26 protein-coding genes are annotated in these 23,410 nt (G+C 52.4%); 12 read left to right on the top strand and 14 right to left on the bottom strand.

From position 1 onward, the window contains the following. Positions 1–730: 730 nt before the first annotated feature. A complete protein-coding gene (locus tag WBL42_RS07795) occupies positions 731–943 on the top strand; it encodes a KTSC domain-containing protein (RefSeq protein WP_424720714.1) in 213 nt (70 codons plus the stop codon). Between the two features lie 217 nt (positions 944–1,160). Here WBL42_RS07795 and WBL42_RS07790 read toward each other — a convergent pair whose 3' ends face one another. From WBL42_RS07790 to WBL42_RS07760, 7 genes are all read right to left on the bottom strand, one after another. Beyond that, positions 1,161–1,424 carry a rubredoxin gene (locus WBL42_RS07790; protein WP_424720713.1) on the bottom strand — a complete coding sequence of 88 codons (264 nt, stop codon included), beginning with the start codon at positions 1,422–1,424 and terminating at the stop codon, positions 1,161–1,163. A gap of 31 nt (positions 1,425–1,455) precedes the next feature. Then, complete coding sequence (locus WBL42_RS07785) at positions 1,456–2,256, bottom strand: formylmethanofuran dehydrogenase subunit C (protein WP_424720712.1); 801 nt, start codon at positions 2,254–2,256, stop codon at positions 1,456–1,458. Positions 2,257–2,266: 10 nt separating this feature from the next. Continuing rightward, complete coding sequence (locus WBL42_RS07780; RefSeq protein WP_424720711.1) at positions 2,267–3,973, bottom strand: formylmethanofuran dehydrogenase subunit A; 1,707 nt, start codon at positions 3,971–3,973, stop codon at positions 2,267–2,269. Further along, entirely contained in the window at positions 3,974–5,299 is a 1,326-nt protein-coding gene (locus tag WBL42_RS07775) for a formylmethanofuran dehydrogenase subunit B (RefSeq protein ID WP_424720710.1), read from the bottom strand. A 6-nt stretch (positions 5,300–5,305) separates the two neighbouring features. Beyond that, positions 5,306–5,716 (bottom strand): molybdopterin dinucleotide binding domain-containing protein, encoded by a 411-nt coding sequence (locus tag WBL42_RS07770; protein ID WP_424720709.1) that lies wholly within the window; start codon positions 5,714–5,716, stop codon positions 5,306–5,308. A gap of 24 nt (positions 5,717–5,740) precedes the next feature. Further along, positions 5,741–6,004, bottom strand: coding sequence for a 4Fe-4S binding protein (locus tag WBL42_RS07765; RefSeq protein WP_424720708.1), 264 nt, complete (start codon positions 6,002–6,004; stop codon positions 5,741–5,743). A 345-nt stretch (positions 6,005–6,349) separates the two neighbouring features. Beyond that, positions 6,350–6,784, bottom strand: coding sequence for a hypothetical protein (locus tag WBL42_RS07760; RefSeq protein ID WP_424720707.1), 435 nt, complete (start codon positions 6,782–6,784; stop codon positions 6,350–6,352). Positions 6,785–6,887: 103 nt separating this feature from the next. On the opposite strand from WBL42_RS07760, the gene WBL42_RS07755 reads away from it, so the two are divergent. Beyond that, on the top strand, positions 6,888–7,676 hold the full coding sequence (locus tag WBL42_RS07755; protein ID WP_424720706.1) for an FmdE family protein: 789 nt from the start codon (positions 6,888–6,890) through the stop codon (positions 7,674–7,676). A 245-nt stretch (positions 7,677–7,921) separates the two neighbouring features. On the opposite strand, the gene WBL42_RS07750 is transcribed toward WBL42_RS07755, so the two are convergent. Both WBL42_RS07750 and WBL42_RS07745 read right to left on the bottom strand, forming a co-directional pair. Continuing rightward, entirely contained in the window at positions 7,922–9,217 is a 1,296-nt protein-coding gene (locus WBL42_RS07750) for a TolB family protein (protein ID WP_424720705.1), read from the bottom strand. Between the two features lie 183 nt (positions 9,218–9,400). Then, positions 9,401–9,826: a hypothetical protein gene (locus tag WBL42_RS07745; protein ID WP_424720704.1), complete on the bottom strand. Its 426-nt coding sequence runs from the start codon at positions 9,824–9,826 to the stop codon at positions 9,401–9,403. Between the two features lie 349 nt (positions 9,827–10,175). On the opposite strand from WBL42_RS07745, the gene WBL42_RS07740 reads away from it, so the two are divergent. After that, on the top strand, positions 10,176–10,949 hold the full coding sequence (locus WBL42_RS07740) for a winged helix-turn-helix transcriptional regulator (protein ID WP_424720703.1): 774 nt from the start codon (positions 10,176–10,178) through the stop codon (positions 10,947–10,949). Between the two features lie 147 nt (positions 10,950–11,096). Here WBL42_RS07740 and WBL42_RS07735 read toward each other — a convergent pair whose 3' ends face one another. After that, a complete protein-coding gene (locus tag WBL42_RS07735; RefSeq protein WP_424720702.1) occupies positions 11,097–11,816 on the bottom strand; it encodes a hypothetical protein in 720 nt (239 codons plus the stop codon). A gap of 135 nt (positions 11,817–11,951) precedes the next feature. On the opposite strand from WBL42_RS07735, the gene WBL42_RS07730 reads away from it, so the two are divergent. Further along, positions 11,952–12,077 carry a hypothetical protein gene (locus WBL42_RS07730; protein ID WP_424720701.1) on the top strand — a complete coding sequence of 42 codons (126 nt, stop codon included), beginning with the start codon at positions 11,952–11,954 and terminating at the stop codon, positions 12,075–12,077. Here WBL42_RS07730 and WBL42_RS07725 read toward each other — a convergent pair. Continuing rightward, entirely contained in the window at positions 12,058–12,813 is a 756-nt protein-coding gene (locus tag WBL42_RS07725) for a metal-dependent hydrolase (RefSeq protein ID WP_424720700.1), read from the bottom strand. The two genes, WBL42_RS07730 and WBL42_RS07725, sit on opposite strands and share 20 nt — an antisense overlap. Positions 12,814–12,963: 150 nt before the next feature. Here WBL42_RS07725 and WBL42_RS07720 point away from each other — a divergent pair, with 150 nt between their 5' ends. The 8 genes from WBL42_RS07720 (at position 12,964) to WBL42_RS07685 (ending at position 20,180) form a co-directional block, all read left to right on the top strand. Continuing rightward, entirely contained in the window at positions 12,964–14,616 is a 1,653-nt protein-coding gene (locus tag WBL42_RS07720) for an ABC transporter substrate-binding protein (protein ID WP_424720699.1), read from the top strand. Between the two features lie 164 nt (positions 14,617–14,780). After that, a complete protein-coding gene (locus tag WBL42_RS07715) occupies positions 14,781–15,764 on the top strand; it encodes an ABC transporter permease (protein ID WP_424720698.1) in 984 nt (327 codons plus the stop codon). Continuing rightward, positions 15,757–16,578: an ABC transporter permease gene (locus tag WBL42_RS07710; RefSeq protein ID WP_424720697.1), complete on the top strand. Its 822-nt coding sequence runs from the start codon at positions 15,757–15,759 to the stop codon at positions 16,576–16,578. The genes WBL42_RS07715 and WBL42_RS07710 overlap by 8 nt, the downstream gene beginning before the upstream one ends. 40 nt (positions 16,579–16,618) lie before the next feature. Continuing rightward, positions 16,619–17,557 carry an ABC transporter ATP-binding protein gene (locus WBL42_RS07705; RefSeq protein WP_424720696.1) on the top strand — a complete coding sequence of 313 codons (939 nt, stop codon included), beginning with the start codon at positions 16,619–16,621 and terminating at the stop codon, positions 17,555–17,557. Next, positions 17,550–18,353 (top strand): ATP-binding cassette domain-containing protein, encoded by an 804-nt coding sequence (locus WBL42_RS07700; RefSeq protein WP_424720695.1) that lies wholly within the window; start codon positions 17,550–17,552, stop codon positions 18,351–18,353. The genes WBL42_RS07705 and WBL42_RS07700 overlap by 8 nt, the downstream gene beginning before the upstream one ends. A 237-nt stretch (positions 18,354–18,590) precedes the next feature. Continuing rightward, positions 18,591–19,019 carry a class I SAM-dependent methyltransferase gene (locus tag WBL42_RS07695; protein ID WP_424720694.1) on the top strand — a complete coding sequence of 143 codons (429 nt, stop codon included), beginning with the start codon at positions 18,591–18,593 and terminating at the stop codon, positions 19,017–19,019. Continuing rightward, on the top strand, positions 18,947–19,114 hold the full coding sequence (locus WBL42_RS07690; RefSeq protein WP_424720693.1) for a hypothetical protein: 168 nt from the start codon (positions 18,947–18,949) through the stop codon (positions 19,112–19,114). The genes WBL42_RS07695 and WBL42_RS07690 overlap by 73 nt, the downstream gene beginning before the upstream one ends. Positions 19,115–19,331: 217 nt before the next feature. Continuing rightward, positions 19,332–20,180 (top strand): class I SAM-dependent methyltransferase, encoded by an 849-nt coding sequence (locus tag WBL42_RS07685; RefSeq protein ID WP_424720692.1) that lies wholly within the window; start codon positions 19,332–19,334, stop codon positions 20,178–20,180. 324 nt (positions 20,181–20,504) lie between these two features. Here the strand turns inward: WBL42_RS07685 and WBL42_RS07680 are convergent, their stop codons facing one another. The 3 genes from WBL42_RS07680 to WBL42_RS07670 all read right to left on the bottom strand — a co-directional run bounded on the left by WBL42_RS07680 (position 20,505) and on the right by WBL42_RS07670 (position 23,399). Then, positions 20,505–21,110, bottom strand: coding sequence for a type IV pilin N-terminal domain-containing protein (locus tag WBL42_RS07680; RefSeq protein WP_424720691.1), 606 nt, complete (start codon positions 21,108–21,110; stop codon positions 20,505–20,507). A 4-nt stretch (positions 21,111–21,114) separates the two neighbouring features. Continuing rightward, the gene (locus WBL42_RS07675; protein ID WP_424720690.1) at positions 21,115–21,897 is read right to left on the bottom strand and encodes a type IV pilin N-terminal domain-containing protein; all 783 of its coding nucleotides are present in this window, start codon (positions 21,895–21,897) and stop codon (positions 21,115–21,117) included. 230 nt (positions 21,898–22,127) lie between these two features. Further along, positions 22,128–23,399 carry a 2-hydroxyacyl-CoA dehydratase subunit D gene (locus tag WBL42_RS07670; RefSeq protein ID WP_424720689.1) on the bottom strand — a complete coding sequence of 424 codons (1,272 nt, stop codon included), beginning with the start codon at positions 23,397–23,399 and terminating at the stop codon, positions 22,128–22,130. Positions 23,400–23,410 lie beyond the last annotated feature (11 nt).

Here is a 23,410-nt window from a genome sequence, read left to right as displayed (position 1 = left end):
TTTTTGCCACAAATCGCGGGGATAATTTCCGTGGTGGACAACATGGTTCCATTTTTGTGTTCACCACCGGACCCTGATGGGAAAATACGCCCGTTTCGGCCCCGGATTGAGGGGCGAGACCGTATGTCTGAGGGCAGGGCGGTTTTGTCTCATAAAGGATGGGATAATTTAGAGAAGTACTGGACCCTAATAACGTAGTTATTGATTCTCTCCGTTTTCCCGATTTCTCATTGAATTCATATGATTACATTGCATCGAAAGGTTATATTGAACTATTAGAGAAAGAATCGTTAGAAAGAGAATGCTTTTTGAATATAATAAAAATAAAAGAAGATATCCTTAATTTGAAAGATTTTCAGAATAGTTACACTCAACATTGGATGCTTTCATCTCTAATTGGCAAGACTCCTGGAAACAGTATACAACATTACAATAAGACGAAACGGATTATTTTTGAAGATATACGTAAAACTATTGATATTTACGTCGCGGATTATAGTGTCTATAAACCTCCAAAATATCCCAAAAAGTTCTTTCTCTGAAATTTTGGAAAAACCTCCCTGCCCCGCCGTGCCTCGAAGAGGCCCTGAGGCGGGGAGCCCTCATTCCGATCCTTCCTTACCGACCGGATTTTCATTTACAGGATCTGGAATACGAGCCAAACCTTATCCCCTTCCCCGCCAGATTGCCGCGTGAGGCAACCAGGAATGGTGTCTCAGGAGGGACATCCATGAACATGGTTTGGGACAGGTTCGTATCGAACGGGATCCGTGAACTGGGATACGATATCGGAACACGGACAATGGCAGTGGTATTCTCGGACAAGACAACAAAGTACTATGCGCCGGTGCCGTATCCGCTGTATGCATCGATCTTCCATGCCCGGTTTCCCGAGCGTCTCTATAAACAGGTCATCGAAGGGCAGATTCCTCAGGTCAGTTGAGCATAAGTACCGACAACGATCTGCCGGACGATGCGGATCCCGCGTAGGTGATATGCCGTTTTTAGCGGAACGGTTCTCTTGTGATCCGGCGGGGGAATGGTCTCTTTTCGGGAGTGATCATCGCAAAGCCGAAGAATCTTCCTGAATTATTTTTTCGCATCAGGTCGAGTGACCCTTTTTAGCGTTTAAAAAAAATGTGTGTGAACCTGCCGGCTCTTCAGTAGCTGATCGTCCGCATTGCCGTAAGAGTGTCGGGCACCTGCTTGCGGTAATAGGACTTGGCTGCACCGCAGGTCGGGCATACCCAGGTAGCGGGGATGGCGGAGAAATCAGTCCCGGCCTTGATCGGTTCAGCCGACATGATCTTGCATGCGTACTTGTCCATCTCGGACGAGTTGCACAGGATCGTGGTGAACGTCTTGGTCTCTCCGACTGCGGGGTCATAGATATGTCCGCACATCGTGCACGTGTATTTGTCCATCGTGGTAACCTCCTTGTGATCTCCTCAAAAATTAATTTTTCATGTAGAGCCTGCCGTAGACCGGCACGCCCTTGCGGGTGGGATGGCGCTCGCCCATGTCACCGGTGTACTCGGTGAACCGGGCCTTGGTGCCGTCGACTTCTAGCTCGGTCTCCCCGATCTTCTTGAAGCCGGGCATCATCACGTTGATGGCGCCAAAGACATAGACCTCGCCCTTGACCATCTGGCCGGCGACACGGCGGTTTGCGTTACCCTTGACAACGATCCTGCCGCCTTCCATATGGGTGCCGATGTGGATATCGACATTGCCTTCGACGATCAGTTCGCCGCCGGTCATGAACGTGGCAACATCGGAACCTGCGTTGCCCTTCACGCGAAGGACCCCGCCGCTCATGCCTCTCCAGTCGCCACGGTAGGCAGCGCCGAGGTAGTTGCCGGCATTGCCTTCAACAGTGAATTCCCCACCTTTCATGGCGAGACCGCAGAAGGAGTGGACATTGCCCTTGACGAGGAGTTTCCCGCCGGACATCCAGCTGCCGGTGTACATATCGCAGGTGGAGTTGACAACCACTTCGCCAGCGGTCATCTTGGCGCCGATGTACTTCATCTTCGTGCAGTCGCCGTTGATGACGATCTTTGTATCCGCTGCGGTAGCGCCTGCTTCACCGGCAACGGTGAAGTATTCGCCCAGCGTTGAGATCTCCTTGCCCTGGTACGCGCCCAGTTTTGCAATCTGGTCGGGAGTCTTACCGGCAAATGCATCCGGGTTGACGTGCTCGCACTCCAGGAAGAGTTCCGGTGTCTTTTTTACGGTGAGTGTAATGGTGTTCATCTTTTTCACCTCACTGGGTCGCATCCACGGCGATGATGTGCTGGTGCGGTGCATAGCTCTCGGGGACCGGGTAGTTGTTCTCGTTCACGCTGTAGTAGCGGAGGAACTTCTCCTTGATGTCATGCAGGACCTGCTTGTTCTCATTGACCTTTGCATCCACCCAGAAGGTCTTCTTGTGACCCATGTCAACAACTTTGCCGTCCTCGACACAGATCTTGCCGTCCTTGAAGAGCCATGCGACCTGCGCAAATGCCTTCTCGATCTCCGGCCCGCTTAACGGGAACTTGTCCGGGTTGATGTTGTAGATGGCGATGTCGGCGTTCATACCGGGAGCGAGGCCGCCATAGTCCTTCATCAGGCCGAGTGCCTTTGCGGGACCTGCACGGGTCATGGCAGCGAGCTCGTAGAGCGTGATCTCACGGTCCATGTTCGCGAGGTTGGTTGCGCCGATGACCTTGTCGGCTTTCTTGAAGCCGTTGAGGAGTTCGTCACGTACCTTCTTGCTCATGAGCCATGAGTAGACACGCGGGTAGCGGGTGAACGGTCCTGCGTTCGGGTGGTCGGTGGTGATGAAACAACGCATCGGGTCCTTTGCATAGAGCGGAATTTCAAGACCTACTGCCCACTGGCAGCAGAAGACGGCATTGCTCGGATCGTAGATGAACGGTACGATACCTGCTGCGGTCTCGAGTTCCACGTCCACGTTGAACCACTTCAGGTGGTTGAGGCCGTGGAGGTGGTGCTCGAAGGGACCGTCGGCAGTCATCGTGGTGGTCTCGTCGAGGGTGACGTTACCGGTATCGATGGTGAGGTTCTTCTGCCTGTTGACGTAGTCCATGACTTCCTTTGCACCGGACTCGAAGTCACCCCAGTTGGTTCCCTTGTAGGAGTGGAACTGGAGGTGCGTGGAGTGCAGGACCTGCTCGCGGCCGAAGTTGTTCTTGGGCTTGATGCCTTCTGCGAGCTTGAGGGAGTCGAGGGTCGTCTTGTAGTTCCCGGGGTTGCCGAGGTCGTTCTGGTGGAGGTGCATCGAGTGCGGGAGACCGAGGTACTCGTTTGCATCGATCAGGCCCTTGATAATCTCTCCGGGCGTGATGTCGAAGTACGGGACCGGGTCGTGGATGGTAAGACAGTTCAGTCCCCATGCCCAGGCTTCCGTGCCGCCGGGGTTGACGCACTTGACGCCATATCCCTTGGTCTGGCGGAGAATCCATGCAATGTAGGCAGCGGTGTTCTCGATCTCCTGGTTCTTGAGGTACTCGAGGATGAACCAGTTGTTGCCGAAGACCGGGAGTGCAGCCTCATCGATGATCGGGGTGTCGTGGATCTCTTCGTGGACGTGCCGGGCATAGAGCGGGGGCATCGCGGCTTCCATGGCGAACGTGAACCCCATGCGGGCGTACTCGTAGCCGGTCTTGAAGACGGTCGGGATCGACTTGCCACCCTCGATCCTGGTGATGCCGACGGTCTTGTGGGAGTCGAAATGTTTGTCTTCAGGCCTGTACCAGCGGCCTGCGTTGACCTTGGGGCCAGCCACGTGGGCGTGGATCTCAAGGGCGCCTGCCATGACGGTCTTGTCCTTCGCATCGATGACTTTTGCGCCGGACCCGACCTTGTCGACAATCTTGCCGTCTTTGACGGCAATGTCCTTCTTGTCGCCCTTGATACCCTGGACCGGGTCAAAGACGCGACCGTTCTTGATGATAAATTCAGACATTTACGCGCCTCCCTTTGCCAGGAGTTCGTCAACACGGTGGTTGATCTTGGTTAAGAGTTCCTCGTCCGTGAGCACGCCTTCCGGCGGGTCTACCACCTTGCGGGTCTCGATCGGGACGTTGTCCATACGATAGGCACAGCCTCCTACTTCGACACCTACCAGGGCGACCGGGATGTGGATATCCGAGATCTCGGTGGTGCAGTTGATGTGCGGGTCAATGCAGACAGTTGGTTTCCGGGAACTGCTGATCATCGCATCTACCGGGAAGTGTGCGCCGGGGTCGGTTGCGATATAGAAGCAGGCCTCGACTTCGTTGCGGTTGAGGAGGTCGACGGAGGTCGTCTCGCCGGTCTGGTGGCGTGCCTGATCCCTGCGGGAGAGGTCGACCGCGTACGGGAACCCGTACTGCCAGCCGAGCACCTGGCCGGAGCCGGTGACGTTCCAGTGGCCCCGCATTGCCATGATCGCGAACTTCGTGAAGTCGTTCATGTCGCGAGTCAGGTTGATGGCGATATCGATGTTGTGGTTCCTGCCCATCGAGTGGGTCAGTCCCATGCCGAAGAAAATGATACCGAACCGGGCGGTCTTTAAGTCCTCGACGATCTCGATGATCTTCTCTTTCGGGACGCCGCCGACGGTGTCGGGGAGCCATTCGCCGCGGGCTGCGGTCCTGAAGGCGTTTAAGAGTTCGTAGTCATAACCCTGCTGGACCTGAATGAATTCATCGGCGCACTTGGCGGTGTCCGTGTACCGGCAGTCAATGGCGTAGATCTTCCGGCCTTTGTGACCCTTGACGGTGAAGAAACCGCGGGGGAAGATCGAGTACCGGGACATGTGCCGGGGGTGGGCGTGAGCCGGGTTGCAGCCCCAGAAGATGACGCGGTCGGCACGGTTCTTGACTTCACCGAGCGTACAGCTCGGGACACCGACATCTTCGATGGCGATGAGCGAGGAGCCGTGGCAGACCGTTGCACAGTTGTCGACAATACCGCCGACCTTCTCTGCGATCTCGTGGCCGATGCTCATGGCCTGGCAGCTCGTGGATGCCCAGCCGTACATCAGGGTCTTTCTCGACTTGACGAGCATCTTTGCGGTCCAGTCGATCGCCTCGTCGTAGGTGATCTCCTTGTAGGTGCCGTCGGCCTGTCTCATCCGGGGGCGTTTGACCCGGCCGGGCATGCGCTGGTGGTTGAACTTCTCGGCGCCAATCGCACAGGCGTTCTTGACTCCGAGGATCGTCTTGTTGTCGTCGGATACCGAGACTACGAGGTCATCGCACAGGGTTCCGCAGAACGGGCAGATTACATCAGTTACTTCTTTTGGCATAGCTCCTCACTTCCTTATGAGGCCGCAGGCGTCCTGCAATACCTCGACTGCGCCCATAATGCGTTCGTTTGCGGCAATCTCCACATCGACCGGGAATCCCTTGAAGCAGGGCTCGCCCGTGGAATAGGTATAGGCCGGCACAATCCGGTTTGCCCAGGGGCCCATCGGGATGTGGGCAAGGCCCGGGACAAGGTCTTCGCGGGTCTCGACTGCTTTTACAATAACGCTGCCGACCGAGCTCGTGACCTTCACGTTCGTGTTCTTCCATACACCGAGTTTCTTCATGTCCTCAGGGTGCATGTGCATAATCGTGCAGGCATCGAAATATTTCTGGGATGTCTTTCCTGCTTCCATGCCAACGCCCTGCTGGATCGTCCGGCACGTGATCATGTTGAGGGTAATTTTCTTCTCTGCCATTGCATCTCCTCGTTTGTATTCAGGTCAGGCCTTGGCCGGGAGTTCGGTTGAGCCTTTCCCGGAGAGGCTGATCACATCATACGGGCATGCTTCGACACACACGCCGCATCCTGCACAGAGTTCAGCCTTGAAATCAAGGCTGACTGCGACACCGTCCTGCACCTGGTAGATCTTCTCCTTGGTGACAGGGTCGAGCGTAAAGAGCTCGAGAGCATTGACCGGGCAGGCAACCACACAATTGTTGCACCCGGTACAGCGCTCCATGTTTACATGTACTGCAAACGCCATGCACATCACACACAAATTTTTCTGATCAAATTTGCTTAAGTCTAAAGTTGACCAAGGGCAGTAATTAAAGATTGTTTAAGTCACAGACGGTAAAGTGGAATAAATTAATCACAAGATCTGATTTTTACAAGTGATTAACACGCGATCCTGATTTTTATGTGATGTTAACAACCGGTGAGAGAAAAAAATGAATTCCGATCAGGTTGGCTGAGGGAAATTCCTTATACTGGCCGATTGAATATTTATAAAAAATTTAAAGTGTCCGTATTTTGTATAACGCGCAAAATGGAGGATAAACTAATGTAAGGTACGCCGGGCCCGTTGCCGTATGCCTTGTCCGGTGATTCAGGCTGCAGCTTTTTCTTCCTTTACCAGTTCCTGCGGGACAAATCTCATGGCATTCTTCTTCTTTGTCAGCCAGACCAGTTTTCCTTCAGTGAAGGCAAATGCCTGCATCAGGAGGACACGGATGTGGGGCGGGATAGCAGAGGTATCGGCTGCCTGCGGGACGAGCAGGTACTTCTTTGTCCGGGTACTCCAGCCATCGGGCTGGTTATCGAATGCGGCGAATACATCATCCGTCGGTGACGGATCGAAGGAGACTGCAACCAGGGTAACCTCCTCTCCTACCCATTTGTCCCGCGAAATGCGGTAGTAAGTTCCCGCAGACCGGAGTACTGGTTCGATATTCCATCCGTCGGTACCGGAAAACAACTGGCGGAGATCCCTCTCTGCGAAGAGGGCCATCACGTCCTTCTGGGAGCCCATAATGATCATCATTCTGTAGCATCTTTGATCTTATAAGTTTTGGGAATTTGTTTGATTTTTACAAATAGTTAAATGTAATTAATTAATAATCCTCTGGCAGATTGTGATCTGCCTGATGTGGGATGATTCCTTATCTGAATCATATCTTTCATGGGGAAAATTATACCGGGAATCCAAGACCGCAGAGTATTCTGCCCATGGCAGCTCACTCAATGGTATCCTGGAAGAAGAGAGGAACCGTATGAATACCAAAGAACACTCCCCTGCGCACGGCCGGGAATACACCCTTGACGAACTGAATGCCCGCATGAAAGACTATGACGTGGACCCCCGGGTCCGCGAGTACCTGAACCGGTGCATCGCGTTCCACTCCTTCCCGGCGCCCGGTCTCCTCATCGGCGCCTTCATGGTCGATTATGCGCTTGAACAGCTTGGAGCCAGACCCGATGAGAAGCTCTATGCGGTCTGCGAGACGCACAAGTGTGCCCCCGATGCCCTCCAGGTTATCGCCCATGCCACGTACGGGAACAACCGGCTCCGGATTGTCAATGTCGGCAAGTTTGCCATTACGGTCAACCGGGCTTCGGCCGGGGATTCTTCGGATGGTGTCCGGGTGTACGTGGATCCAAAGAAATTGTCCCGGTATCCCACCATCCAGACCTGGTTCACCAATAGCCCCGGTTTTGACAAGAAGACCATGAACAACCAGCTCTTCGATGAGATCTTCGCTGCCGGACGGGCAATTCTTTCCAGCGAACGTGTCAGGGTAAAGGTGGAAGGGAAGAAGAAGTGGAAGGCCGTCACGTGCCCGAAATGCGGTGAGATGGTGCCGGATTATTCTGTCGGGGCGGATGGGCTGTGTGCTGCGTGCGGGAACATGAGGTATTACGAGAAGATCGACTGAAGCGAACCTGTGTGAATTTTTTTAAAAAGGGAAATGATCGATCCCGGGGCGGGTAACGATACAAACAACCTCATTCCCACCTGCGATGGCAATGAAAACCGGTTCCTGACTGGCCTCGCGTGGCAGGGAAACATGGTACCTGATCGGGAAAACATCTCCGGCACCGATCGTTCGGGTGGGTAAACAAATACCCCCGGGAGTGAAAAGGTTCCCGGTTTTTGATTTTACTTTCCAGGAAACCCGTCTTATTTTTTTGACCGACCGTTCATGATCCGGCAGAGAAGAATCCCCACTCCGATGGAAAATGGAACCGCACCCGGAAAAGCAGTCGCAGCATGGTTTTCTGTCTTCCCAGGTACTGGATCTGTTACTGTTTTTTCCTGTGCCGGGCCTGGAGGTGACGTGACATCCGTCAGGGAAACCGGTGCAGATACCGGAACGTCCATTACAAAGAGATGGACAAACCCCTCATCGAGGGTCTTGAAATCGGGATCAGCATAGACGATCCGGTTTTGGCCAACGGCGAGAAGCTGGGGATGAGTGGTATTTACCGGAAGTATTTCACGCACGCCGGAGATCGTATTATAGACAACAATCGTACCGGCCCGCTCATCGCGCAGGTCGAAATCAGAATACTCCTGCCACACGACGAGATCCCCCGAGAGCAGGGGTGCATCGGTCACGAAAAGATCCCTGCTGATACGGATGGTAGTGCCGGATGAAATGTTGTACAGGTAAACGGCAGGTTTTCCGTTACGGTAATCCATCCACACGATCGAAGTGCCGGAAATTTTTGGTTTCTGCTGCAGGCCGCGTTCAGTACAGATCGGCTGCGTTATTCCTGTTCCAAGATCGTACAGATAAATATCCCCCCCGCCCGGCTCGTTTCGTTTATCGGTCCATACTATCCGTGAGCCGGAGATCGACGGATCCGTCTGGTCAGCGGCAGCGGTACTGATATTCTGCCGGGTTCCCGTAGTCAGGTTCATGAAGACGATATCCTGATCATTGGAAGACAGATACGGTTTCCTCTTCGCCCAAACCACGCGATCCCCGTCGATATCCGGAAACGCATTCTGCAATTGCTGGTCGGGCGCTGATCCATCGGAAGTCAGGGCGGTTTCCCTCCCGCGGGTTGCATCGTACAGGAAGAGATCGTCCCTGCCAAATTCACTCCAGACAATATACCGTCCCGAGACTGCGACGGGAGGCCTGAACTCAGACTCCTGATGGATTCCCGGGGTCCCGGAGATCATTACGATGGAATTATCAGTGAGATTCATCAGGTAAATACGGTTCAGGACACATTTCTCCTCAATCTTTCTCTCGGCCCAAGTATTCATCCAGACCAGGTTTGAACCATCGAGAGCGAAGAAACCGGAATATTCGTAATGGTCGGGAGAACTTTCATCTGCGGTAATATTCGGTGAATGGATCAGGATCTCATGCCCGGCAAGAGCACTGGCATGCAGGGAGAAGAGCGCGGTAAACCAGAAGAGCCCCATGAGAAAAATTCCGGCACGTTTCCTGATCCCGTTCACCGGATAATTATCACAGGGCCGGTTACCCGGAAAAAAATCGGGTACGGTCGCAAAACGGGATTGTCCCGGCCATCCTTCCTGCGATCTTTCCTGCATGAGTATCCTGTCCTTATCCTGTCCTATTGGTTTACTGTAATCTGTTAAGAGGTTGTTATATATTAAAAAAATTTCAAAAAAAGGAAATTATCCTGCGAAATACTTGGACGCAGAATGATCTGATCCCTCAGTGCTCGGGGTGATGGTATATCCCCAGGAATGAACATGGTAGTATCCTGCCGCCGGCCATGCCACATTGTTGTATGCCGAGACATAGGATCCCGATGTCGATCCTGATGTGGAACCTACCGTGCTGTCAGCTGCGTTCTTCAGGAACGATTCCACGTAGATATACGATGCCGACTGCGTACAGGAGGAATAACTGCTGAAATAGATGTGATTCGTGTAGATCGTCAGGTCACCGTGTACCGTCAGTGTTGCAAGAGTCGAATCCGGCTGCACGGTTTTCGGGGTTACCCCGTTATCTTCGGGCCAGTGCATCTTTCGCTGGTGCATCTCTTTTATGACTTCGTCAGAGACGCCAGCAAGCTGCTCGGGATGGACCTGCTCCATGTAATCCCCAATAGTGATATCAGAAGCCCCAGAGATGGTTGATCTTATCCACCTGGTCAGGAGCTGCCTGAACCATGCGGGTACTGTGGTCAGCCGAATCCGCTGCGCTGACAATTGGTATACTCGCGATACAGATGAGGCTTAAACAGGCAAGCATCATCAATAGTTTTGAAAATTCATGTTTCATGTTTTCACCCAGAATTTTTTTATCCGGACTTCAGTTCGATAGAGGTTCATGTTCTGATATTATGATAAAAATAAAATCCTCTTAAATTTTATGTGACAAAATTTTATCGATTAATTTTAATATCTGGATCTCAAAAAAGAACTACGGGAACCTGGAAGCACTATGATCCGGCGTATGCGATCGGTTATAAAATATATTTTCCTGGCAACCGTTGCCGTCGCCTGCGCCTATGCGATCCTCAATTCCCTTACCCTGGCTCTTTGGGGTGATCCATCGGTGCAGGGTGTGCCCCGCATCTTCCACCCTCTCCCGATTGTGATCCTGCATTACGCCAGGATGATCTCCCCGTTGCTCGGCAAGGGCGTAGAGATTGCCATATTCCTGGGTATAGGATTCCTAGCAGTCTTTGGTTTCCGTCAGCTGACAGGAAAAAACCTGCTCGACAATCCCGTCCGGAAAGATCTCGTCGATTTTATCCGGATGCATCCCGGCCTGCACTTCCGTTCAATCATGCGGGGAACCGGCATCAACCGGGGGACCCTCTATTATCACCTGAACCAGCTGAAGTCCCTGAGAATGGTTACTGAAGTGAAAGATGGCGGGTTTACCCGGTATTTCCTGCGAATGAACGGGTTTTCGCCACTTGAACAGAAGATAATCACCCATTCTGATAATCTCATCAGGTACCGGATCATCATCACGTTGAAAGATCATCCCGTTATTGCAAAAACGGAGCTCCAGAAAATTGTTGGAATATCCGGGCCATCCCTCTGGTATCACATGCACCTCCTTGTAGCAGATAAGATCGCCTGCCCTGAACCGGATGGCAGGAGAATCCGCTACTCTCTGACCCGGGAAGTTACTGCGATAGTAAGATCTGACAGGCCCGACCCGGCTTACCCCCGTCCTCAAGCCCAACAGGTCCCGGCCGTATAATGGATTACGGGCACGGCGACAATCCAGACGCCCACAGGTAACATGAACTGGCATCCCAGGCCACCCTGGGCAAGGTTCCCATTAAAAAATATCTTAAAAAAGGATTCCCGGTTACGATTCCCGTGCCAGCCGGTGATCGATTACCTGTCAACAGATGTTTCCCGGGGGTTGGATCCATGTCTTCCGGTATTCGATCACCCTGCCCGATACGGAGTCTACGTCAACGGTGAATCCGTCACTGTCGCAGGGATATTTCTTATCGAGACGATCATAGACGAATACATACGCGCCTGCGACGCCGGAATCCGGCATACCGATAGGATCGTACCGTTCTTCACTCATGTTGAGAGATAGAACGCCGTTGCGGTTCCTGATCTCATTGTCGGAAGTGATCCGGGCTGTGCCGGTGGCGATGGCCGGGCTTGCCGGGCGGCCAAGACGTTTGACCGGAATCGCATACCATACCAGGCTCCCGGTCCGGGGATCCAACTCCCCCTGGCCGATTCTTTCGTTGTTTTTGAGAAGATCGAACACGAAAGAGGACTGGCTGAATTGGTCTCCCGGGTTGTTCGTGATATTCACTTGGTCCGGGTCCAGTTCGGGCAATGCCCTGCGGGCAAGAATGCCGGCCTGGTCTGCCGTAATCGTTCCATTCTCCAGGCTGTCCGATTCGACCGGCGACTGGTCTGCCGGAATTGTACCCGAGGCAGTTGCTGACAGGGATACTTTTGCTGCCGGTAACGATGAGGATCGATCCGATGACTGCGGGGTTACCTGATGCGTTTGCCGGCTGTCGAGCACGTAACCTGCAACAATTATCACTATGAATACCACTGCGATAATGATACCAAGATTTTTTTTGTCCATGGAATATACCTCGTATCTCTTTCTGAAGCAAGAACTGGATACCCCGGTGCACAGGTTCAGGCCCAGATAGTTACGCATATTTTTCAGGATTATAAACGAGTTCTGTGACAATCTTTTGTGTGTCTCTGAGGGATCATGCTACACAAAAGAGAGAAAATACAATGTTTCATCGCAACGGCAGAGGGGATAGTGCTCGCACAGGTTCTGGACCCGGTCACGGCGCAGCAGATCGTCGGGATCATTACGGGAATGGGGGGGTGAGGGGCCCGGCCCCCTCCTCCATCCCGCGCCGGGTATATCGTGCATCCCCGGGCCCGTCTCTCCGTGAGAAGAGTATCATCGTACCGGTACAGAGAACGGATCCGAGAAGACCGACCGGCCGGATCAGGTCTGAGCTGGCCGGTTCATGGATCACCAGGGCGATCATCCCGGCAAGGACCAGGATGCAGGTGAAGTGGAAATACAGGATCCGGCGATCCCCGTCATCGCAGGGCCGGATAGATCCCCGTATGTGGTATGTGCTGAAGGGGAAGAACGGGGAGATCCCCTTCCGTGTACAGAGATCCAGGACAAGATGGAGGAGCAGGCCAAGAGCAAGTCCTGCGAGAAATATCTCTATGAGGAGATCGATCGCCGTGCTTCCTGAAAGAATATCGGGAATGGTCAGGATGGCAGTAAAACCCAGAAAAATAAATGTAATTCCCGGAAGGGAGTGGGTCAGCCGCTTGTCTTTTGGATCAAACGATTTCTCCTCGAGAGAACCGTATACAGCAATCATAACGGGTACGTAAAGCCTGGTAGTGAGCCGTGTGATATAATAGGCAAACGTGAGGGACCGGAACCGTGAGGGTTTTTTCATCTGGATGTCCGGGAGGATGGCGCCCATCTCCGCTCCAATGATCACGAATCCCAGCCAGATCAGATTACCCTGAAAAAATGCGCAGCACAGGATGAGCATGCAGAGCAGGGTGAGGGAGAGGTGATGACGGGTGATCATGCCAATACCGTAAGGATAGAAATTGACCCGCGGGATATTAAGTTTTAGTATTATGCTTAATTTTTACAAAAATTAAACAAAAATAGTTAAATAACGCAGGATACGAATGTTCTCTTACATTCAAGTATTTTCGTTCCTCCGAGGTCCGCTATGAAAAATCCGATTCAACAAAAGGAACGCAGCGTAGCGTTCCTGTCTGTCATAGGTTTGTCCTGTATCGTAATTTTCTGCAGTATTGCCGGCTGTATTGCCAATTCAACGTCCCAGTCCGGATCAAGTCCGGTGCCAATAACCTCATCTGATGTCATCATTCCGGTGGACTCCCCCTCCTCCCTTTCCTCTACGAGCAACATGCAGAAAGGTGGTGTGCCGGCCAGTGGCCTGGCCTACGAGGGGCTGGTAATCAAGGACCTGAACGGGAAGTTTGATCCGTCTCTTGCAGAGAGCTGGAATATTTCCAGTGATGCAAAGACATGGACATTCCACCTGGTAAAAAATGCAACCTGGAATGATGGCGTTCCCTTCACCTGTGAGGATGTAAAATTCACTAATGATTACATGAAATCCTACAACCTTACCATGGGCTTTGTGCTCGGGGATGTCCAGACTATTACGTGTATCGATAATTATACGGCAGTATTCACCCTGAAGACCTCGTATTCCGGCTTCCTCGATCAGATCTCGCATACGCCGGGAATCTCCATATCCCCCAAACATTTCTGGGAGAATATTACCGATCCCCAGCACTACCAGGATACGCAGTTCATCGGAACGGGTCCCTTTAAATTTGCCGGTGCAGAACCCGGGTACTTCCATTATACAGTCAATGATCTCTATTATGGTGCGAAACCCAAAATTTCCGGTATAATTCTCAAAGTGATAACCAATAAAGACAGCCAGGTTCTGGCACTCAAAAATGGCGAGATTGATGTTGTAAGTGGTATCACCCCCGCAATAGCGCAAAGCCTTGCGGGCGAGAACAATATCGGGTTATATACGATCAACGATACGGGAGCCTATGAACTCGCATTCAATATGGATCAATATCCGGCAAATATATCCGCGTTCCGCCACGCAATGAGTCACGCCATTGACAGGAAGACTGTCAGTTCCCTGTTCGGAACCGGGCAGCCTACCGAAACCACATTCTTAATCCAAAACCTTGCCGGGGATTACGTCAACCCGGCTGAAGTGGGGATGTACGATTACAACCTGACGAAGGCAGTGGAAATTCTTGCGGGGGCGAATTTTACCCGCAGCGCCGACGGGGTTCTTACAGGCCAGGATGGCAAGCCTGTAACAGTCACCATCCCCCTTGGAGGACATGGTTCGTCTGTGGACCAGCAGAAGATTGTGACTGTCATCAAGAATGACTGGGCAAAACTGGGAATTACCGTTAGCACGGTCTCATATGACGACCAGACCCAGTATCGGAATGCGGTCAATGATAACCCGGTCTTCTTCGACGGGTTCCCTGTCATGCTGCACGATGATGCCGATGCAATGATGGATTTTGCCCACACGCCGTTGCAGGAAATGAATTATTATAATTACAATGATTCGGAATACAATTCACTCGTCGCCGAAATACAGAATACTCCCGACCAGACCAAAATCAGGCAGCTGGCTTACCGGATGCAGGAACTACTCGCCAGGGATATTCCCAGCGTCCCGGTGTGCACTACTGATACCATTGTTGCATACCGGACGGACCGGTTCACCGGGTGGGACATCGGCCCGGGGTATCATACTATTCTCGATCCGAAAGTACTGACAAACCTGACACCGGTGAAGCCATCGTAATACCTGAAAAGGAGATGGGGATGCTGCATCAGGATCCATTCTTTTGCTTGGGAAGATCGAGCGCATTTCCCTTCATGTCCGGATTTTTAACGGACGAGAAAGGAATCACAGGAACAGCTAATGAATCTGGTTGAGATTGGATCGCACACCATAAGGGAAGTCGTATGATCTCAGGGAAGTACTTCCTGAAAAGACTCGGCTATAGCGGTGCTGCGTTTTTTGTCAGCGTCACCATCACGTTCTTTCTCCTGCACCTGATGCCTGGAGATTACATCACCAATTACCTGCTCTCCCTGACCAACACCCTCCCGAAGGAGACGGTTGACCAGTTCTACCAGCAATTCGGCCTGAACCTTCCGCTGACCGATCAGTATGTCCTGTATATTTCCAATATCCTGCAGGGTCAGTGGGGGTATTCCTATGCCTACAGCGTGCCGATCTTACCCCTGATAACGGAAAAACTCTTCTGGTCGCTCATTATCCTGCTGCCGGCAACCGTTCTGGGTATCATTACCGGCACTATGCTTGGTGCATGGTCTGGCTGGAAATCCGGTGGGAAAAAAGATCTCGCCCTCTTCAATGTCATGATCGTGATCCGGGCGATCCCGGAGTTCTGGTGGGCGATCATGGCGGTGGTGATATTCGGGTTTTATCTCAGGTGGTTCCCGCTGGGCGGATATTCCAGCATCAACATATTGTACGAGGGGATCAGTATCCCGGATATCCTTTACCATGCGATCCTGCCCATTGCCCTTATGACATTTTTCATCGCAACCGGGAACTATTACGTTATGCGGAACTCAATGATCTCGGTCATCGGCGAGGATTATATCACCACCGCACGGGCAAAAGGGCTCTCGGAGACCAGGATCCTCTGGAACCATGCGCTGAAAAATGCTCTTCTCCCCATGATCACGATAACCACATTCCAGTTTGCTGCGATCATCATGGGAAATGTGTTTATCGAGACGGTATTTTCCTGGCCCGGAATCGGGTTTCTGACAACAGAAGCACTCAGGTTGCGCGACCTGCCGCTCCTTGAAGGGATCTTCATTCTGGATACGCTGCTCTCGATCGCAGCGATGCTGATTGCTGACATCCTCTCTTCCATGATCGATCCACGGATCAGGAGGGGGAAAGATGTCTAGGATGATGATCCTGTGGGTGAGTGTTGCGATCCTGTGTGCTTATTTTGCAGTCGCTTTCTCTGCACCATTGATCACTTCCTTCGGGCCAACGGAAATTACCGGTAAGCCCCTGCAACATCCGGGTAACGGGCACCTGCTGGGAACAAATGATCTTGGCCAGGATATTTTCAGCCAGCTTATTTACGGGGCACGCATCACCCTGCTTTTTGGATTCTGTTCCGCCCTTTTGTCCGTATCGATTAGCACCAGCCTGGGGATTATCATCGGGTATTACGGGGGTTTGCTCGATGAGATTGTATCGCGATCCATCGACGTAGTAATGCCGATCCCGATGTTTCCTCTCCTCATTGTCCTTACCACGTTTTTCTCTCCGGGCGTCCTGCAGATCAGTATCCTGATGGGGATTCTCAGTAGCATCTATGGCATACGTATCATCCGGGCGCAGGTGCTCTCGCTTTCACAGACATATTTCGTGGAGGGTGCACGTGCAATCGGCGCCTCGGACTTTCACATCATGTTCCGGCATATCCTGCCCAACGTGATGCCGGTGATCATGGTAAAATTCGTCTCCTCTTCCCAGCACCTGCTGGTGATGGGGGTGGGACTGAGTTTTATCGGATTGTGGGATACGACAACGGTTGACTGGGGAACGATGATCCAGAATTCGTATTCGTCCGGGGGTCTTGCCCTAGGGCTTTGGTGGTGGCTCCTCCCTCCGGGTATCGCGGTCATCGGCATCTCCCTTGCCCTTGCGATGATCGGCTATAGTTTCGAGGAAAAATTCAACCCGAAGGTCGGGGTGAACCGGATATGAGTCATCCTTGCCAACCGATGCCCCGCAAAGGAGCGCCCGTATGGGAATGATCTCTCTTACCGGAATACAAGTAGTGTTTCCCTCCGGTTCCGGCAGGATACGGGCAGTGGATGCTGTCGACATCTCACTCAATTCCGGAGACCGCCTTGCACTGATAGGAGAGTCGGGATGTGGTAAGACCGTTCTTGGGATGGCCGTCATGGGTCTCCTCCCGGGAAATGCTGAAATCCGCGGAACGATACGATACAATGATCTCGAACTCCTGTCCCTCACACCTCGCGGGATGCAGCAGATACGGGGACGGGAAATCGCCATGATCGCACAGAACTCTGCGAGTGCCCTCAACCCGGTTATGAGAATCGGAGACCAGGTTGCAGAATCTCTCCTGGTCCACAGAATCCTTTCACGGAATGCGGCGCAAAATGAGGCATCCCGTCTTCTCGGTCTGCTGGGATTCGATGATCCAGGATGGGCAGGAAAGCGCTATCCCCATGAGTTTTCGGGAGGAATGAAAGAACGAATCCTCATCGCGATCGCGCTCATCTGCAATCCACGACTGGTAATAGCCGATGAGCCGACGGCAGGACTTGATGCCCAGGTAAAATTACAGGTGCTGGAGCTTATAAAAAACCAGCTGGCAGACCAGAGGACGCTCCTTCTCATCACCCATGATCTGGGAGCGGCCTCATTCCTGTGTACCCGGATCGCTGTGATGTATGCCGGGGAGATCATTGAGACGGGACCGGTGAGCGAAGTACTTTCAATGCCGAAGCATCCGTATACCCAGGGCCTGATCGCTTCGCATCCCTCTGCAGGACTCCACCCGATACCCGGTATGAGTCCCCCGCCGGATCAGCTACCTGACGGGTGCAGGTTTTTTACCCGGTGCCCTGTTGCAACAGATCAGTGTCGCAGGATTCACCCTCTCCTGAAAAACAGCGGAGGTCCGCGCCAGGTACGGTGCCTGCACTATGATTGAACTGGCGAATATCACGAAATACTACACGCGGGGCTTTTTCCGGAAACAGAAAAGTCTGATAGTGGATGACGTATCCCTGTCCATCCGGCGCGGTGAAACCCTCGGGCTTGTTGGCGAGAGCGGGAGCGGGAAGACTACGCTTGGCCGGATCGCGCTCAGGCTGATCGAGCCCTCAAGTGGAACGGTCCGGTTCGATGGCGTTGATGTGACCTCACTCTCACGGTCTGCCCTGAGGCAGTTCCGCCAGCGGATGCAGATTATCTTCCAGGACCCGGATACCTCGCTTAATCCCCGGATGACGATCCATGACTGCGTGGCAGAACCATTCAGAATATGGCGTCTTGCCGGGGCCCGGGAGATGGAGGATCGGATTCCGGAATTGCTCGGACTTGTGGGGCTCCAGCCGGAGCTTGCCTCCCGCTACCCATTCGAGATCTCCGGGGGACAGAAACAACGCGTGGCACTGGCCCGTGTGCTTGCCCTTAACCCCACATTTATCGTGGCCGACGAACCGACTGCGGCCCTGGACCTGTCCGTGCAGGCACAGGTGCTCAGCCTGCTGAAAGATATACAACAGAAACGGCAACTTACCCTGCTTTTCATCTCCCACGATCTTCAGGTAATTGAGAAGATGAGTGACAGGATTGCCGTCATGCATAAAGGAAGAATTGTCGAGCAGGGAGCAACTTCACAGATTTTAAGGCACCCGACAGATCGCTATACTATCCGGATGATTGCTGCCGCTCATGAAAGCGAGGCATGGTTCGGGAAGGAAAGCCCGGTGACTACCGAATGAAAAGAACAACGAAATTACATGGTATTATGCTCGTTTTCAGTTCTCGGGAGAATAGAAGGCTGGTCCTCACTCCTATCTGCGACCACTTATGACTGAATATCCGATCCATTCTGGAAGACTGCTGATGATGCCCGGCAGTACGACGAGTTTACGCGAACCACGTTTGCCCGTATCTACCCGGTCATTGCCAACCAGATTCTCAACCGGACCGGGATCACCACGGGCACCTGCCTCGACGTGGGGTCAGGACCGGCGCCTCTGGCGATAGCCATCGCACTTCTGTCGAATCTTCGTGTGACAGCACTCGACAGTTCACGGGAGATGCACGCTCTTGCCATGCAGAATGTTCAAGCCCGGGGGCTTCCACTACGTGTTATCCCGGTAATCGCGGATGTCCATGCGATCCCTGTTGGTGACGGGGCGTTCGATCTTGTGGTGAGCCTGGGGTCTTATCACTTCTGGCAGGATCTCCCGACCGCGTTCACGGAGATCCTCCGCGTAATGAAGCCGGGAGGTACCGCGTACATTGGTGGGGGGGCGGAACATCACAGATTAAGGCAGAAGTCCTTGCCAAGCGGAAGGAGCGGGGGATCGTGGACGATCCGGATCACCCGGCATGCACCCGGTTCCGGAAGTTCCTGCCCGGGGAGATCGAGGCATCGATAGAAGCGGCCGGGATCAGCGATTACCAAATCATCAGCGACAATGCCGGGTTCTGGATGGTCATCAGGAAAAATGATGGCGAGAAGAAACCGGAATAGTCCTGCTTTAAAAAATTATGCGTGTCCCTCTATCGTAATCCGGATCTCCTGCTTAACGAACGGTGTGTCTCGCTACGAACATGAACCTGCAAACGTCACTATTGTTAAACATTTTAAATTTGTTAAACACAAATAATTATTGAAGTGTGACCGGATGCGACCGGTATCGTGAACCCTCTGTTCAGCCATGCTGTCTGAAGGTACGCGGGGATTTTTCATGACTGACATCAGTGAGATTGACTGGAACGAGGCCTGGAATGACCCGGGGCCTGAACGGAGAGGAAAAGAGGAATTCGTCACCTGCCTTGAACGATGGTCGGAACCGGAACGGTGCAGAAAATTCAGCCGCATGGCAAAAGCGGACAACTGGAAAGGGTCATGGGGGCGGATCCATGCCATGCAGATCACGCCGGAATCACGGGTGCTGGACATCGGGGCGGGTCCCGGGACCCTTGCCGTTCCGCTGTCAGGTATTGCCCGGCACGTTACCGCGGTCGAACCGTCCCCGGGCATGGCAGACTGCCTGCGGAAGAATATCAGCCAGTCAGGTATCCGGAACATCGAGATCCTGCAGAAGAAATGGGAGGATGTCGATATTGCGACGGACTTGGAGTCCCCGTATGATGTCGTCGTGGCTTCGTATTCATTGGGAGTTCCCGATCTCAGGGATGCATTGCTGAAGATGGATGCAGCTTCCGGGAAATACGTGTATATCTTCTGGTTTGCCGACATGCAGTCCCCCTGGCGCCGGAATTACGGGGAGATCTGGGAGAAGCTCTTTGAGGTTCCCCACAAGGAAACGAGAAAACCGAATATTATCTTCAACCTTTTAAACCAGATGGGCATCTATGCCAATGTCGAAATCTCAAAAGAGGAACATACCAACGGGTTCTCCAGTATCGAAGAAGCCGTGGCCGATCAGTCCGCGGGACTGAGGCTGAAAACAGATGAACAGATATCGGTCCTGAGGGAGTTCCTCACCCGTAAACTGCACCATGAAAACGGGCGCTACATTCTCAGGGGGATATCGTACCAGGCAAAAATATGGTGGGATAAGGATAGCTGATCATTTTCCGGGATTCCCGTCCGGTGTTGCAGGGCACACCGGAGCAAATTGCCGTACAGGACCGTTATCAGGTCAGTTCTTACGGACTACAATAATCTCGTTATGCTTGTTGCCGTATACCCTGTATTTTGACAAAACCCTTCGTGTCACCATCGGGATAGTGGGATGGCGAAGGTACTCCCGGACTCCTGGGTATCTGATGATGACAAAAACCTGTTGCTTATACCCCTACTATCGGGCAAGAAAAAAAATGAATGATTTTTGGGGGATGATGACCACCCAGGATCCTCATCACTGATTCTTTTCGCTGTACGTTGTTCTGTTCTATGGGGAGATGGTAACCAGGTTACTGGAGATAACATGTCCTGACTTGTCATCCACTTCAAGGATGAACTGCTTCCCCACGTTGTTGTTGTTCCGGATACACAGCTGCCAGAACATTGTCTTGGTACCGCTGTACGTATATCCATCAGAATTCACGGTCCAGGGGTACGGTGCATTCATTGTCTGTAGGATGTTACAGGTGGTATTCGCACCGGTCATGTAGAACGTATCCCCGGGATTGAACGAACTGACATAATAACCCAAATCGGTGGCATTCTGGACGTATGTTCCCTGTGAATTCGATATGGTTGACATATTGAGGATCTGGGTAGTCCGCTCCTCCATGTTCTGACCGAACGTGTCGCCATCCTTTATCATGAAGACAATATCACTGAGTGGAAGAGGATCTCCCCCCGCGTGGATGATCTGCAGGCCATTTGAGACGCTGTACTGCCCCTGGATCGTTGCCTGTGCAACTTTTTTCTGTCCACCCACAACGCCCCCGGCAAACCCGGACACGACTGCTGCGATGATGATGGTGACGACAAGCATCAGCATCACGCCGACAACCGGCGAAATTGCATGTTCATTGGTCTTTTTTGCCATGATCTCAGTCCTCCACTACGGCGACATCTTTCGAGAAGATTGTCTGCCCGGTCGGTACATAGACGATTTTAACCGATACCGTGTCTCCGGCCCTCAGGTTCTCCCATCCGGTTCCCAGTACTGCCTGCATGGGATCGATCTGGCCAGATCCGGGTCCATTATAGCTGCCCGGGTCGTTTGAATATTGGAAGGGAGTCAGAACACCATACCCGCCGAGGAGCGATCCCTCACTCGTGGAAATTCCGGGTCCGTTGGCCCCTTCCGGCTGGGCAATCATGCTTGTTCCCTGCATCAGCGTATAATTACCAAACATCTGGGCAGGGAGCATATCAGGATCCGAATCCTGCGCAGCTGAGGACTCATTGGTAATACCCACACCAAATCCTGATGGCACAGCATTTGGGATAACGATGTATTGCTTCTGGGTTATATAGTAATAGGAATTAACGACACCACCTATCGATGTGTTACCACCGGTTACAGAAGTTTGAGTAGTGGTGTTGTAGGCCGTCCAACTGGTTACTAATTTGATGTTTTTGGTCGATATGGGTTCGCTTACACCATGCACATTGGCATAAAACCCGCTTCCATACCAGGATCCTGAGTTCGAAATCTTTACATCCATCTGGAGCGTCGGGGACTTGTGGGCATTCCCCATAAGTCCTCCCGCGAAACCGCTGATGACAGCCGCAATGATGATGGTGACGACAAGCATCAGCATCACACCAACCACGGGTGAAACGGCATCTTCGGTTTTTCCTGTTGGCAAACGTTTGAGATAATCCATACAATTTCCTCTGAATAATTCGTGAAAGATTACTGCGTGGCGGTGCCGGACACGAAGCAGCACAAACCCACCATGCTAACATACAAATTATAATGGAGAATATTTAACAATTGCCTTTTGTTAATGATACGATGTTAACTATATTTTACAGATTTGGAACAATACATGATTCTCCATCCTGCCCTGGTAAAGGCGTGTTTTTAAAAGAGAGTGAGAGATCAAAAAGGACATTACCTGAGCATTTCAATGAAGGCCTCGACCCGGTTCTGGGACTGTTCGAGCGACTCCATTCTCGTGAGTTCTCCCAGCTCAATACAAATGGCCGGAAGCCCGGTACGTTCTTTTATGATATCGGTGATCATCCCGGCAACTGCACTCTGGTAGTTGCATCCCCAGTTGTACATGAAAATGACACCGTCTGCCCGGGAATCCCTGACCTGTTCCACTGTCCATTCCGCACGTTCCTCGGTCGGCCGCTCATAGGGGTGGGATGAGATTGCCCGAGCCAGATTTTCATACGGGTCACCGGATTCCTTTACATCCATGGTCATGACACTCCATTGATCGTCTTTGCCAACGATGACCCCTCCTTTCTTATCGATAAAGGCAGGATTCGGGTGAACGCATGAACCGCAGATAAACAGCCGGGCTGGATCAGAGCTGATGCCAGTTCCCGTTATCCCTTTTTGGACCCGGCCCTGTATTTCTCTCAGATACTCCTGGAGAACCTGGATCGCCACGGTATAATCAAAGGCGCCCATACTCCCGAGATGAACGAATGAATTATCTATACTGTTTGTCGGGGGAACTTTTGCATTCCACCAGATCTTCTGGCATTCCCTGACAATACGCCGTGCCTGGTTTTCACATTTTATTTCAGCCTCCAGCATTTCATCAGTTACTGTTTTTCCGGAGATACCCCCTAATTTTTCGGTTAACTCCCTGATCTCCGTTTTAAGATAATTTATCCGCCATTCTCCGTAGCCATGGTTGACCGGATAATCCATAAAAAACGTGGGAACCCTGATGGGCCCGGTACGGCATGCGACCGTAGCATAGGCCATATCCGAACAGCCGGTACAGAGGCATGGGGCGACCGCACTGACCGGCAGCTTGTTTTTCTTCAGGAGCGCCAGGTATGCAACCAGGTTGCAGGACTCTATGGTCAGGTTCTGCCGGGCCTCTTCAAGCAATGCCATTCCCCTGATGTTGGCCTGCCTGAAGTCCTGCCCGGTCAGCTGCTGGAGCATCCACCCCCGTGGAAAGGGAGGACCGACCGAAATGCATCCAGCAGCATAATAGGGCTCAGAAGTAATCCATCCCCGTACGATAACAATCGGTTTTCCTTTTTCATGCATGTCCCGGATCCGATCCATGTGGGTCAGGGACAGGTAATTCTGTTTAATCCCGCTGAGGAACGTTACATCCCCGGACAATTGTCCGCCGAACGAGGCCTGCGTGTTGAAGGCATACGGGTATCGCGCGGGACCTTCCTTTGTCATGAAGTCCCACA

This window comes from Methanoregula sp. (assembly GCF_049686655.1).
Taxonomy (GTDB): domain Archaea; phylum Halobacteriota; class Methanomicrobia; order Methanomicrobiales; family Methanospirillaceae; genus Methanoregula.
The sequence above is the reverse complement of the archived record's forward strand: the minus strand, read 5'-3'. Positions and strand labels throughout refer to the sequence as shown.

What these genes read in the sequence shown, in the direction of transcription:
- WBL42_RS07795 (WP_424720714.1), top strand. Translation starts at nt 731, where the DNA reads ATGAACATGGTTTGGGACAGGTTCGTATCGAACGGGATCCGTGAACTG.
- WBL42_RS07790 (WP_424720713.1), bottom strand. Translation starts at nt 1,424, where the DNA reads ATGGACAAATACACGTGCACGATGTGCGGACATATCTATGACCCCGCA.
- WBL42_RS07785 (WP_424720712.1), bottom strand. Translation starts at nt 2,256, where the DNA reads ATGAACACCATTACACTCACCGTAAAAAAGACACCGGAACTCTTCCTG.
- WBL42_RS07780 (WP_424720711.1), bottom strand. Translation starts at nt 3,973, where the DNA reads ATGTCTGAATTTATCATCAAGAACGGTCGCGTCTTTGACCCGGTCCAG.
- WBL42_RS07775 (WP_424720710.1), bottom strand. Translation starts at nt 5,299, where the DNA reads ATGCCAAAAGAAGTAACTGATGTAATCTGCCCGTTCTGCGGAACCCTG.
- WBL42_RS07770 (WP_424720709.1), bottom strand. Translation starts at nt 5,716, where the DNA reads ATGGCAGAGAAGAAAATTACCCTCAACATGATCACGTGCCGGACGATC.
- WBL42_RS07765 (WP_424720708.1), bottom strand. Translation starts at nt 6,004, where the DNA reads ATGGCGTTTGCAGTACATGTAAACATGGAGCGCTGTACCGGGTGCAAC.
- WBL42_RS07760 (WP_424720707.1), bottom strand. Translation starts at nt 6,784, where the DNA reads ATGATGATCATTATGGGCTCCCAGAAGGACGTGATGGCCCTCTTCGCA.
- WBL42_RS07755 (WP_424720706.1), top strand. Translation starts at nt 6,888, where the DNA reads ATGTGGGATGATTCCTTATCTGAATCATATCTTTCATGGGGAAAATTA.
- WBL42_RS07745 (WP_424720704.1), bottom strand. Translation starts at nt 9,826, where the DNA reads ATGGAGCAGGTCCATCCCGAGCAGCTTGCTGGCGTCTCTGACGAAGTC.
- WBL42_RS07740 (WP_424720703.1), top strand. Translation starts at nt 10,176, where the DNA reads ATGATCCGGCGTATGCGATCGGTTATAAAATATATTTTCCTGGCAACC.
- WBL42_RS07735 (WP_424720702.1), bottom strand. Translation starts at nt 11,816, where the DNA reads ATGGACAAAAAAAATCTTGGTATCATTATCGCAGTGGTATTCATAGTG.
- WBL42_RS07730 (WP_424720701.1), top strand. Translation starts at nt 11,952, where the DNA reads ATGCTACACAAAAGAGAGAAAATACAATGTTTCATCGCAACGGCAGAG.
- WBL42_RS07725 (WP_424720700.1), bottom strand. Translation starts at nt 12,813, where the DNA reads ATGATCACCCGTCATCACCTCTCCCTCACCCTGCTCTGCATGCTCATC.
- WBL42_RS07720 (WP_424720699.1), top strand. Translation starts at nt 12,964, where the DNA reads ATGAAAAATCCGATTCAACAAAAGGAACGCAGCGTAGCGTTCCTGTCT.
- WBL42_RS07715 (WP_424720698.1), top strand. Translation starts at nt 14,781, where the DNA reads ATGATCTCAGGGAAGTACTTCCTGAAAAGACTCGGCTATAGCGGTGCT.
- WBL42_RS07710 (WP_424720697.1), top strand. Translation starts at nt 15,757, where the DNA reads ATGTCTAGGATGATGATCCTGTGGGTGAGTGTTGCGATCCTGTGTGCT.
- WBL42_RS07705 (WP_424720696.1), top strand. Translation starts at nt 16,619, where the DNA reads ATGGGAATGATCTCTCTTACCGGAATACAAGTAGTGTTTCCCTCCGGT.
- WBL42_RS07700 (WP_424720695.1), top strand. Translation starts at nt 17,550, where the DNA reads ATGATTGAACTGGCGAATATCACGAAATACTACACGCGGGGCTTTTTC.
- WBL42_RS07685 (WP_424720692.1), top strand. Translation starts at nt 19,332, where the DNA reads ATGACTGACATCAGTGAGATTGACTGGAACGAGGCCTGGAATGACCCG.
- WBL42_RS07680 (WP_424720691.1), bottom strand. Translation starts at nt 21,110, where the DNA reads ATGGCAAAAAAGACCAATGAACATGCAATTTCGCCGGTTGTCGGCGTG.
- WBL42_RS07675 (WP_424720690.1), bottom strand. Translation starts at nt 21,897, where the DNA reads ATGGATTATCTCAAACGTTTGCCAACAGGAAAAACCGAAGATGCCGTT.
- WBL42_RS07670 (WP_424720689.1), bottom strand. Translation starts at nt 23,399, where the DNA reads ATGACAAAGGAAGGTCCCGCGCGATACCCGTATGCCTTCAACACGCAG.